General features: G+C 47.7%; 10 protein-coding genes and 1 pseudogene. 7 read left to right on the top strand and 4 right to left on the bottom strand.

Annotated features, from left to right (window positions below):
• Positions 1-93 precede the first annotated feature (93 nt).
• Positions 94-231, bottom strand: a complete 138-nt coding sequence (rpmH, locus tag NTZ10_05905) for a 50S ribosomal protein L34 (GenBank protein MCX5749758.1) — start codon at positions 229-231, stop codon at positions 94-96.
• Positions 232-510: 279 nt separating this feature from the next.
• Between rpmH and dnaA the strand changes: the two genes are divergently transcribed.
• The 7 genes and pseudogenes from dnaA to NTZ10_05870 all read left to right on the top strand — a co-directional run bounded on the left by dnaA (position 511) and on the right by NTZ10_05870 (position 9,272).
• A complete protein-coding gene (gene dnaA, locus NTZ10_05900) occupies positions 511-1,878 on the top strand; it encodes a chromosomal replication initiator protein DnaA (GenBank protein ID MCX5749757.1) in 1,368 nt (455 codons plus the stop codon).
• Between the two features lie 200 nt (positions 1,879-2,078).
• Positions 2,079-3,218 (top strand): DNA polymerase III subunit beta, encoded by a 1,140-nt coding sequence (gene dnaN / locus NTZ10_05895; GenBank protein ID MCX5749756.1) that lies wholly within the window; start codon positions 2,079-2,081, stop codon positions 3,216-3,218.
• The gene (locus NTZ10_05890) at positions 3,215-3,520 is read left to right on the top strand and encodes a DciA family protein (protein MCX5749755.1); all 306 of its coding nucleotides are present in this window, start codon (positions 3,215-3,217) and stop codon (positions 3,518-3,520) included. The genes dnaN and NTZ10_05890 overlap by 4 nt, the downstream gene beginning before the upstream one ends.
• Before the next feature lie 4 nt (positions 3,521-3,524).
• Positions 3,525-5,492 carry a DNA topoisomerase (ATP-hydrolyzing) subunit B gene (gene gyrB, locus NTZ10_05885; protein ID MCX5749754.1) on the top strand — a complete coding sequence of 656 codons (1,968 nt, stop codon included), beginning with the start codon at positions 3,525-3,527 and terminating at the stop codon, positions 5,490-5,492.
• 60 nt (positions 5,493-5,552) lie between these two features.
• Positions 5,553-8,336, top strand: a complete 2,784-nt coding sequence (gene gyrA, locus NTZ10_05880; GenBank protein ID MCX5749753.1) for a DNA gyrase subunit A — start codon at positions 5,553-5,555, stop codon at positions 8,334-8,336.
• A 167-nt stretch (positions 8,337-8,503) separates the two neighbouring features.
• Positions 8,504-8,833 (top strand): annotated as a pseudogene (locus NTZ10_05875) (GerMN domain-containing protein).
• 13 nt (positions 8,834-8,846) lie between these two features.
• Entirely contained in the window at positions 8,847-9,272 is a 426-nt protein-coding gene (locus NTZ10_05870; protein MCX5749752.1) for a VanZ family protein, read from the top strand.
• Here NTZ10_05870 and nadA read toward each other — a convergent pair.
• From nadA to nifU, 3 genes are read right to left on the bottom strand one after another with little or no spacing between them, the layout of a single operon-like run.
• Positions 9,267-10,157: a quinolinate synthase NadA gene (gene nadA, locus NTZ10_05865; protein MCX5749751.1), complete on the bottom strand. Its 891-nt coding sequence runs from the start codon at positions 10,155-10,157 to the stop codon at positions 9,267-9,269. The genes NTZ10_05870 and nadA overlap by 6 nt on opposite strands.
• Positions 10,154-11,233 (bottom strand): tRNA 2-thiouridine(34) synthase MnmA, encoded by a 1,080-nt coding sequence (gene mnmA / locus NTZ10_05860; GenBank protein ID MCX5749750.1) that lies wholly within the window; start codon positions 11,231-11,233, stop codon positions 10,154-10,156. Before mnmA ends, nadA begins: the two co-directional genes overlap by 4 nt.
• Positions 11,214-11,636 carry a Fe-S cluster assembly scaffold protein NifU gene (gene nifU, locus NTZ10_05855; GenBank protein ID MCX5749749.1) on the bottom strand — a complete coding sequence of 141 codons (423 nt, stop codon included), beginning with the start codon at positions 11,634-11,636 and terminating at the stop codon, positions 11,214-11,216. Before nifU ends, mnmA begins: the two co-directional genes overlap by 20 nt.

Below are 11,636 nucleotides of genomic sequence, written 5' to 3'. Positions count from 1 at the left end.
GGTTCAGCAGTTTAACGGTCGCAATGTCTCCGAAGAACTTTCTGTCTTTTGTATTCATGCCCGGGGATGCTTTTGAGCGTGAACGATCATTTTTCAAGGGGCAAGCCGGCTTCTTCCCTTTTTGCGCCTTCTTGACAAGACCTTTCTTCCGGCCATGCTGGAGTTTTTTGACATGAATCCGTGCACTCTTTTTCTGTGGATGTTGCTCGGTTTAAAAGTTCTTTTTACCATATTCCCCTGTGTTTTTATTATACATATTCATCTGTTTTATGTCAAGCAAACGGCGGTTTTGTGTGTTATAATATCTTTGAAAGAATATGATTGTTTCAGTAAATATTAATGCTAGTCGTTTTCTGGTTTTCCACAACTTTTTGCTGCCTGTGGATATGGTTGTTGATAACTTTGGTTTTTGTTCATATTAAAGGGTAAATTTGATGATGTTTTATATCAAAGAGGTAGCATTAAATGATTATTAATGAGATGCTGTCTGTGGATAATTTGTAATAAATTATGACTACTGAAACGGCTTTGAAAGATCTCTGGTCAAGGGCGTCGGCTGCTTTGATCAAGCGATTAAGTAAGCCCATCTACGAAACCATTATCTCATCTACAAGGCCTATCGCCATAGAAGACGGGATCCTTCTTCTTGCCGTCCCTAATGTCTTTTCTCAGGACTGGCTGATCGAAAAAAAATGCGATTCTTCGATCCTGCTGTCGATAAATGAATCCGGGGGCGGCAATGTAAGGGCGATCAAATTTGTGGTCATACCCAGAGATGATCTTTCGGACATGGACGACGAGAAAGAAAAAAACCCGGCATCTTTAAAGTCCGCGGTCATCACCGCGCCTTTCCTTAATCCGAGGTATACTTTCGACAATTTTGTTGTCGGCCACGGCAACAGGTTTGCCCATGCGGCGACACTTGCCGTTTCCGAGTCGCCCGGCAAAGCATATAATCCTTTGTTCTTATACGGCGGGGTAGGGCTGGGAAAGACCCATTTGATGCAGGCCGTAGGTTTTCATATACTAAAGACCAATCCCAAGGCCAAGGTCGCCTATCTTACATCCGAAAAATTCACAAACGAGGTCATAGATTCCATCAGGTACGACAGGATGAATGCTTTTCGTAACAAATACCGCGGCGTGGACGTGCTTATGATTGATGACATTCAGTTCATAAAAGGAAAAGAACGGACCCAGGAGGAATTCTTTCACACATTCAACGCACTTTATGAAGCCAATAAACAGATAATTATCAGCAACGACCGGCCTCCAAAGGAGATCGAAGACGTAGAGGAAAGGTTAAGGAACCGGTTTGAGTGGGGGCTGATCGCCGATATTCAGCAGCCTGATTTTGAGACGCGCGTTGCGATCCTGAAGAAAAAGGCCGAATTGGAAGAGATCTCCGTGCCGGATGATGTCCTTACGCTTATCGCGACAAAAATAACGGCTAATATCAGGGAGCTCGAGGGGGCGCTTATCAGGCTGATCGCGCATAGCGCCATAGAAAGCCGGGACATCACTTCTTCGAACGCGGAAGAGTTTCTGAAAGACATCTTTTCTCCTGCGAAAAGCAAGCCGCCGGTAACCATAGAAATGATCAAAAAAGCTACGGCGGACTATTATAGCCTGAAGATCGACGATATGTCCGCAAAAACCCGCACAAGGGAGATCGCTACCGCACGTCAGATAGCCATGTTCCTGTCAAGGGAGCTCACCAGCGCTTCTCTTCCCAAGATCGGCAGTTCTTTCGGCGGAAGGGACCATACTACGGTCATGCATGCGATAGAAAAAATACGCGCCTGTATTAAAGACGACAAGGATATCGCGGGTGCGGTAAATACTATAACTCAGCTGGTCAAGTCTCTTTGTCAGTAAAGTGTTGGGAACCTGTTGAAAAGGGGGGTGAGAAAAAATATTAATAGTTGTCCATAGTTTGTCCTGTGCGCGTCAACAGTTTGTTGTTGGCTGCGATTGTGTTTTTTGCTTTTGTTATTTAAATAAAAAAGTTATCAACAAATGCACAGCGACTATAACTAATACTGTCTTATTTAATAAATAGAAAGAAGGAGATAATCATGGATGTTCTCTGTGTAAAAGACGATCTTTTTGGAGGAATGCAGGCCGTCGAGCGCATTGTTGCCACAAGAAGCACTCTGCCGATAATAGGGAACGTTCTTTTTGAAACAAAAAAGGACGGGATAAAACTGTCGGCCAACAACCTTGAGATGGGACTTGAGGTAACAATACCCGCGTCGATAAAAGAGGACGGATCCGTACTTATTCCGGCAAAGACACTGGCAGGTATCGTGGCAAAACTGCCGGCGACAAACATAAATATTAAAAAAACAGACAAAGGCGCCGTAAAAATATCCTACAAACAATCGACATCAACGATAAACGGGATGTCGGCCGAAGAATTCCCCTTATTGCCAAGAATAAAAGACGCGAAGACAATAACTGTATCACCAAAGACATTTACCGATATGGTCAAACAAACGGCCTTTTCCGTGTCCACCAGCGAAGATAAGTATATTCTGAACGGGGTGCTTTTAGAGACGGGCAAAAACCCCCAGGAAAAGGACGACAGCAATATAAGGATGGTAGCGACGGACGGGTTCCGTCTCGCGAAAAGGGGGGCAAATACAGGCACGGTCCTCGCAGTGTCGAGCGTGATCGTGCCGGCAAAAGCTTTGCTGGAAGTTTGCAGGATAATCCAGAACAGGAACGACGAAGAATTAAAGATAAGCATATCCAATGAACAGATAGCATTCAAATTCAAAGATGTCTATCTTGTTTCCCGCCTGATACAGGGGCAGTTCCCGGATTACAAGCAGGTATTGCCTAAATCGAGCGAGGTCAAGCTGACAACCGAAACAAGGGCACTTCTTGAGGCGACCGAAAGGGCGGCGGTTATAGCGGGAAGCAGCTCGAATATCGTGAAGCTCAGGATCGAACAAGGGAAATTGCATATAATAGCGAACTCGCCGGACGTGGGAAGTGTCGACGAGGTAGTGGATGTGGACTTAAAAGGCGAGGCCAAATCACACGTGGCCTTCAATGTAAGGCTTATAACGGACGCATTAAAAGTGATCGACAGCGAGAAAGTGACGCTGGAATTTGCCGGACCGATCAGCCCGGGCATCATAAGGCCCGAGGGAGACGAAAATTATATCTATATAATAATGCCGATAAGGACAACGGATACGCCGGCATGATAGAGACGGCGAAAGAAGCGCTGGCAGGGCTGGTCAAAAAAAACCCGGCCCTGGACCGGAAACTGAAAAGCTACGGGGCTCTAGATGTCTGGGACAAAAATATAGACGCGAGCGGGAAAAGCTGGGCGGAAAGAATTTCAAAAGGGGTTCTGTTCATAGTAACGGAAAATCCGTCATTAAGCCAGGAAATCGTCTTTCATAAAAACGGGAGCATCAAAAAGATCAACGATGAACTCGGCGAAACGGTCGTAAAGGACATAAAAGTGAGGATAGGCTGTAAAAAAGAAAAGGAGAGGAACTAAATAAATGGCGAAAAAGAGCGATTATAACGCTTCTAAAATAAAAATACTGGGAGGCATAGAAGCGGTCAGAAAAAGGCCGAGCATGTATATAGGCTCGACATCGAAGTCCGGGCTTCACCATCTAATATACGAGGTCGTTGACAACAGCGTGGATGAAGCTCTGGCAGGTTTTTGCGACGACGTTAAAGTGACGATACACAAGGACTGTTCAGTCACGGTGCAGGATAACGGGAGAGGGATCCCGATAGATATCCATAAAGAAACAAAAAAACCGGCCGCCGAAGTGGTCCTGACAACACTGCATGCCGGCGGCAAGTTCGGCGCGGGGAGCTATAAAGTGTCCGGAGGCCTTCACGGTGTCGGCGTTTCGGTCGTGAACGCCCTCTCGGAGTGGATGAAGGTAGAAATAAGGCGGGACGGCGAGGTATACGAGCAGAAATTTGAAAGAGGCGAGGCTTTTCTTCCGAAAAGAACCAAAGACAAGGCGGCGGAAGAAATAACGGGGACAAAGGTGACGTTCCTCGCGGACAAGGAGATATTCGAAGAAACGGATTATGATTACGAGACCGTGGCGCACAGGCTGAAAGAGATGGCATATCTGAACAAAGGGCTGAAAATAAAGTTCACCGAAGAAAGAGGGAAGGGGAAAGAAGAAACATACAAATATGACGGAGGCATCGCGGAGTACGTAAAGCATATAATCGAAGGCAAAGACCCGCTTTATAAACCGGCGATCTATGTTTCGGGGGAAAAGGATAATATCGTCGTCGAAGTGGCGCTCCAGCACTGCAAGGATTATTATGACGAGAACGTCTTTTCTTTTGTAAACTGCATAAAAACAAAAGAAGGCGGCACTCATGTTATCGGATTCAAAACAGCAATAACAAGGGCCGTCAACAACTTTGCAAAAAGATACGGACTGATCAAATCCGACAACGAAAGCCTTTCCGGGGATGACGTGAGAGAAGGGCTTTCGTGCGTCATCAGCCTCCGCGTCCCAAACCCCCAATTTGAAGGCCAGACAAAGACGAAGCTCGGCAACAGCGAGATAAAAGGCATCGTGGATTCGCTCGTAGATGAGGGGATAACGAATTATCTTGAAAAAAATCCGGCGGCAGGAAGGGCCATAACGGACAAATCCCTGATAGCCATGCGCGTGAGGGCGGCCGCGAGAAAAGCTCAGGAACTGGAGAGAAAAAAAAGCGCGCTCGATACGGCGACACTGCCGGGCAAACTGGCGGACTGCACGGAAAGAGACCCCGCAAAATGCGAATTATTCCTTGTAGAGGGCGATTCCGCGGGAGGGTCCGCCAAACAGGGCCGCGACAGGATGTTCCAGGCGATACTGCCGTTGAAAGGAAAGATCCTGAACGTCGAAAAAGCGAGACTAGACAAAATACTGAATAACGACGAGATACGGACAATGATCACAGCTATAGGAAGCGGGGTCATAACAGGGTTACGGGGCGGATGTAACGGGGGCGAAGAAAAAGAAGAGGAATTGTCCCATGAAGAATTTCTGAAAAAACTCCAATACCACAAAGTAATAATAATGACAGACGCGGACGTCGACGGAGCCCACATCAGAACACTGCTTCTGACGTTCTTTTTCCGGTACGCCAGGCTGATAATCGAGAACGGGAACCTGTTCATTGCCCAGCCGCCGCTGTATCTGTTAAAAAAAGGCAAGGCCCAAACATGGATCTATTCCGAAAAAGAAATGGAAACTACGCTGAAAAAGTCGGGGAAAGAGGGCGTTTCGATCCAAAGATATAAAGGGCTGGGAGAAATGAACCCTGAACAGTTATGGGAGACAACCATGAATCCCGACAAAAGAACGATGCTTAAGGTGGACATAGAGGACGGAGAAACGGCGGACGAAATATTTACGATGCTGATGGGATCCGAAGTAGGGCCCAGAAAAGATTTTATTGTGCAGTTTGCCAAGAAGGTGCGCTGGCTGGACATATAAATGGAGGGGCCCCGATCAGATCGGGGCCCGTACGACAGTCAAACAGAAAGGGGAACGACATTGGGAGACGAGGAGTTTTTACAGGAAATAGATTTTACAAAGGGCCCGGATAAGCCGGAGGAAAAATTTTCGAAAGAGCTCATGGCCAAAGTTGATGGCGAGATAGATAAAAAGATCGCGGACAAAAGACAGGAAGAGCAACTTAAAAAGGAAACAAAAAAAGGCCCCTCCAAAAGCGCGGCAAAAACAAACCCCGAGAAAAAGAAAAAACAGGAGAAAACGAAAACAGAAGGGGGCGGCAGCGACGGGAACGATCCTTTGCCGCCGGCAGGGGATGACGGCCCGCCAAAAGCCAGACCGGATAAAATAAATATAGAAGACGAAATGCGCTCGTCATACATAGATTACGCGATGAGCGTTATTGTGGGGCGCGCGCTGCCGGATGTCCGCGACGGCTTAAAACCGGTCCACCGCAGGATCCTGTACGCTATGGACGGGCTGGGCCTTGCGCACAACAAGCCGCATAAAAAATCCGCCAGACTTGTCGGAGAAGTCCTTGGTAAATACCACCCGCACGGAGACATGGCGGTATACGATGCGATGGTCAGGATGGCGCAAGACTTTTCTCTAAGGTACATGCTGGTAGACGGCCAGGGGAATTTCGGTTCCGTCGACGGGGACAGCGCAGCGGCGATGCGATATACCGAAACGCGTCTTTCGGCGATGGCGGAAGAAATGCTGGCCGACCTCGAAAAAGAAACAGTCGACTTCATGCCCAACTTTGATGAATCCCTGGAAGAGCCGAAAGTCCTCCCTTCAAAATTTCCAAACCTTTTGGTGAACGGATCTTCAGGGATCGCAGTCGGCATGGCCACAAACATACCCCCTCACAACCTGACCGAGGTCATAAACGGAGCGGTAGAACTGATCGACAATCCGGAGGCCACGAACGAAGACTTGATGAAGATCATCAAAGGCCCCGACTTCCCGACAGGCGCGATAATCTGCGGAAGACAGGGGATAAAGGACGGCTATACGACCGGAAGAGGGATCCTTACTATAAGGGCGAAGGTGATCTTTGAAGAGCTGAAGAGCGGGAAAGAGGCGATCATTATTAACGAACTTCCTTATCAGGTCAACAAAGCGAACCTGGTAGAGCAGATAGCTTTTCTTGTAAAAGAAAAGAAATTGCAGGGAATATCGGACCTAAGGGACGAATCCGACCGGAGCGGTACCAGGGTCTATATAGAGTTGAAGAGAGACACGAACAAAGAAATCGTTCTCAACCAGCTGTATAAGCATACCAACATGCAGACAACTTTCGGGATCAACTCCGTCGCACTGGTGGACGGAGAACCGAGGCTTCTTACATTAAAAGACATGCTTTCCGAGTATATAAAGCACAGGGACGAAGTTGTCACCAGAAGGGCAAAATTCGACCTGAAAAAGGCGGAAACGGAAGCGCACATACTGGAAGGTCTGATAATTTGCCTTGACAACCTGGACAAGGCGATCAAGCTGATCAGAGCTTCAAAGAACGTTGAAGAGGCAAGGCAGGGGCTGATAAAAAGCTTTGGTCTGTCTCTGATACAGGCCCAGGCCATCCTTGACATGCGCCTGCAAAAACTGACCCAGCTGGAGAGGACGAAGATCCAGGAAGAATACAAGGCAGTATTAAAACTTATTGCCGAACTCAAAGCGATATTGGCGAGTAAACAGAAAATAATGGACATCATAAAAAAAGAACTCGGGGAGATCAACGAAAAATACGGGGATGACAGACGTACGCATATCGGAGCCGGAGCGGAAGATATCGACATCGAAGACCTTATCGCGGATACGGATGTCGTGATCCCGATCACCAAGGACGGGTTCATAAAGAGGATGCCGGTCACGACCTTTAAATCACAGCACAGGGGCGGGCGCGGGATCTCGGGGATGAACACGAGAGAGGAGGACCAGATAGAAAAACTGATCATAGCCTCCTCAAAAAGCTTTATACTGTTCTTCACAAATTTAGGGAAGGTCTATAAGATCAAAGCTTACGAAATACCGGAAACAAGCAGGGTCGGAAAGGGCCAGTCTATCGCCAATTTTCTTCAGCTCGCGGAGAAAGAAGTGGTCACATCGGCACTTCCCGTAAAGGATTTCGAGCAAAAATCATTCCTGATGATGGCAACCAAGAACGGGGTCATCAAGAAAACACCACTCGAAGATTTTGCGAACATCAGAAGGAGCGGGATAATAGCGATAGGCATTAAAGACGGAGACGAACTCAACTGGGTAAGAGAGACGGACGGATCAAGAGAAATAATGCTCGTCACGGTAGAAGGCAAAGCCATAAGGTTCAAAGAAAAGGACGTGAGGGACATGGGCCGGGCAGCCGGCGGCGTAAGGGGGATAAACTTAAGCAAAGGAGACAAGGTGATCTCGATGGGAGTGATTGAAGAAGGCTCAAGCCTTCTCGGAATAACAGAAAGCGGATACGGGAAAAGAACGCTCGAAAAACATTTCAGAGTACAGCACCGCGGCGGTAAGGGCATACGGCTCATGAAGCTCAGGAAAGGCGACAAAGTTTCAAAGCTTCTTATAGTGCTTCCCGGTGACGAGATACTCATAACGACAAAGAACGGCACCATGAGCAGGCAGAAAACGGACGCGATATCTTCTCAGGGCAGGGCGGCAAGCGGAGTACGGGTCCAGAGGATGGACGAAGGAGACAAGGTTGTTGATATCGTAATAGTTCCAAGGGAAGAAAATGAATCCCCGGCCAAAGAAGAACAAAAAGCAGAGGAAAGCGAACCCCCCAAGAAAGAAAAAAAAGGGAAAAACAAGAAGAATTAAGCCATTTATGACAAAAAGGAGGCGGTTTCGATGAGAAAGCTGTTATGGGCGGTTTTAATACTCGCGGTAGTCGCGGTAGCGGCCATAGTCTTTACGCAGAACATCGGGCAGCAGGGAAAGCAAGTTAAGGTTACGAAAAAAGGACCCCGGCCCAAAAAGCCGACCTTTATTATTTTGCGATCGAGCAGCTGCTCCAGGGCCCGACTTCGGAAGAAAAAGCAAAAGGGCTGTATTCTCAAATACCGGAAGGGACGAAGGTCAGGGTGGCATATAAAAAGGGCAATATAGTCAACGTCGATTTTACAAAAGAGCTGGAAATGTACGGAGGAGGGACTTCAAAAGTGTATGGAAGCCTCGCCCAGATAGTTTACACGCTGACAGCGCTGCAGGGGATAAAGCAGGTCCAGATAATTATAAACGGAAAACGTGAGATATCGCTTGGCAGTGAGGGCCTGATAATCGACAAGCCGCTAACCAGAAAAGACGTAAGCCCCTGACCGGCGGCAAGACATGAAAAAAACGATCTACTGGATCCCCGCGCTTTTATATATGGCGATGATATTTTATTTATCTTCGGGCGCGCCCCCCGAGCCGGCAAAACACGCGCCCATGCTCGTTCATATCAAACTGGTGCATATAATAGAATATTCGGCCCTTTACGCCCTCATATTCTTTGCAGTAAGGATGTCGTGTAAAATCCCCTATAACTGGCAGGTAGTGTACTGCGTCTTTCTAACATATATATACGGCCTGACGGACGAACTTCATCAGGCCCTTGTGCGCGGCAGGACCGCTTCTTTGATAGATTGCTTCACGAATTTATTGGCAGCGGCACTTATGCAGGCGGCGCTTTCGGCAGCCTTGATATGGAGAGATAAACACCTGAATAAAGCCGTCATTGCTGCAGGAGCGGTAAAAGATAAAAACGAATTATAAGTCCAACATTCTGCCGATGCAGGCCCCGGCTTTTTCTGCGATATCAGCCAAAACAAAGACCTCATCTTCCTCTTCCTCGAGGCACCACATGACTTTTTCAAGCGTTGTCAGTTTCATGTTGGGGCAAATGGCCCCTTCATAAGCGGGATAAAATTTCCTGTCGGGATATTTTTTGTTCAGCCGGTGGATAATCCCGGTCTCCGTTCCCACGATAAACTCTTTTGCGGGAGAGGTCCGGGGAAAATCTATCATCCCGGAAGTGCTGGCCACTTTATCAGCGAGGTCAATGACGGCAGGCGTGCATTCCGGGTGGACCATTACGAGTGCGTTCGGGTAAAGCCTTTTCTTCGCGGTTATATGTTCCGGAAGTATCTTCACGTGGATATTGCAAAACCCGGGCCAGAGGACCATCTGCTTATTTAGCCGCTTTGATACCCAGCTGCCCAGGTATTGGTCCGGAATAAAGATGATCTCCCCATCCCTTAATGAACCGACAACTTTAAGCACGTTGCCGGAAGTACAGCAGATATCACAATGAGCTTTTACCGTAGCAGTAGTGTTGATATAACATACGACCTTTGCGGCCGGGTGTTTTTTTCTTAATCCGACAAGCTGATCCGCAGTTATCATATTTGCCATAGGGCAGCCGGCCTTCAGATCCGGCATCAAAACCTTTTTCTTGGGATTTAAGATTTTCGCCGTCTCCGCCATGAAATGCACGCCGCAAAAAATTATTATATCGGCATTTGTCTTTGATGCTTCCATGCTAAGGCCGAGCGAATCCCCTACAAAGTCAGCGACATCCTGTACTTCAGGCAGCTGGTAATTATGCGCGAGGATAACAGCGTTCTTTTGTTTTTTTAATTCGGCAATCTTTGATGTCAACTCTTGCTGCAAATTATCCCACCCCCCAAAACAATATTTTTATTATAGAACACGACCGACTGCCCCGGCGTTATCGATTTTACAGGTCTCTTGAACTTGACCAGGACCTTGCCATCAGCGGCCGGGATGACCGTAGCGGGCGATTCTTCAGAAGCATACCGGATCTTTGCATTTGCGTTGAAAGGCTTTGCCGGGGCATCTATGGATGTCCAGACGAGGTTATCAGCGAAGAGTTCTTTTCCGAAAGTAGCCTTTTCATCGCCGACAACGATCGAATTGCTGTCTTTATCGATGCTGACAACGTAAAAAGGCTTCCCGAACGGAAGTCCGATGCCTCTTCTCTGGCCGATCGTATAAAAAGCTATTCCCCTGTGCATCCCGACACGGTTCCCGTCGGTATCAAAAATAGGGCCGGGCTTTGATATACCTTCGATATTTTCGGAAAGGAACCGCCCGTAATTATTGTCTTCAACGAAGCAGATCTCCTGGCTATCCTTTTTATCGGCAACCTTCAGACCGAGTGCCCTTGCTATCTGCCTTGTCCTCGTCTTTGTGATACTGCCGACAGGGAATAAAATTCTCGGCATAGCGCTTTGGCTGATAGGGTAGAGAAAATAAGATTGATCTTTGAGCTTGTCGGGAGATCTTTGCAGCTGCCATCTTTTTTTGACATTTTTTATCATCGCGTAATGGCCGGTCGCCACGAATTCCGCCCCGAGCTCGTCAGCTTTTTTTATAAGACGGTCAAATTTGATATATTGATTGCACCTGACACAGGGATTGGGGGTCTTTCCGGATGAGTATTGCGAAATAAAATCATCGATCACAAATTCTTTGAAAACATCCCGAAAATTTAGCACGTAGTGCGGGATACCGAGCTTGTCCGCGACACTTTTCGCATCATCGACAGCACTTGCGCTGCAGCAGCCGGCGAACCGGCCGGGCCTTGAAGGCCAGATATCCAGCGTAATGCCGACGACATCATATCCTTTTTGTTTTAAAAGCGCGGCAGCAACGGAGCTGTCGACACCGCCGCTCATCGCGGCAAGGACTTTTTTACTGCGGCGGTTGGTCATCGTGAGGTTTGAATCCTTCCAGACCTTTTCCTGTAGTTTTCTTCAGATAATCGTCTATCGCGGATTTCAAGGCGTCCTCCGCGAGCACAGAACAGTGAAGCTTTACCGGAGGAAGGCCGCCCAACGCTTCGACGACAGCGCGGTTTGATATTTTAAGAGCTTCATCGATATTTTTGCCCTTAACAAGCTCGGTTATCATCGAAGAAGTGGCTATTGCCGCGCCGCAGCCGAACGTCTTGAACTTAACATCCGTTATTATTTTATCTTTTACCTTAATATAGAGCTCCATTATGTCCCCGCAGACAGGGTTGCCGACATGCCCAACGCCGTCAGGATCTTTTATCTCGCCTACATTCCTGGGGTTCTTAAAATGGTCCATCACCTTTTCACTGTAAGTGGGCAT

Source organism: Candidatus Saganbacteria bacterium (assembly GCA_026387835.1).
GTDB lineage: Bacteria > Margulisbacteria > WOR-1 > JAKLHX01 > JAKLHX01 > JAPLKZ01.
The sequence above is the reverse complement of the archived record's forward strand: the minus strand, read 5'-3'. Positions and strand labels throughout refer to the sequence as shown.

Coding starts and splice junctions, on each gene's coding strand:
- rpmH (MCX5749758.1), bottom strand. CDS start 231: ATGGTAAAAAGAACTTTTAAACCGAGCAACATCCACAGAAAAAGAGTG.
- dnaA (MCX5749757.1), top strand. CDS start 511: ATGACTACTGAAACGGCTTTGAAAGATCTCTGGTCAAGGGCGTCGGCT.
- nifU (MCX5749749.1), bottom strand. CDS start 11,636: ATGCCCACTTACAGTGAAAAGGTGATGGACCATTTTAAGAACCCCAGG.
- mnmA (MCX5749750.1), bottom strand. CDS start 11,233: ATGACCAACCGCCGCAGTAAAAAAGTCCTTGCCGCGATGAGCGGCGGT.
- gyrB (MCX5749754.1), top strand. CDS start 3,525: ATGGCGAAAAAGAGCGATTATAACGCTTCTAAAATAAAAATACTGGGA.
- dnaN (MCX5749756.1), top strand. CDS start 2,079: ATGGATGTTCTCTGTGTAAAAGACGATCTTTTTGGAGGAATGCAGGCC.
- NTZ10_05870 (MCX5749752.1), top strand. CDS start 8,847: ATGAAAAAAACGATCTACTGGATCCCCGCGCTTTTATATATGGCGATG.
- NTZ10_05890 (MCX5749755.1), top strand. CDS start 3,215: ATGATAGAGACGGCGAAAGAAGCGCTGGCAGGGCTGGTCAAAAAAAAC.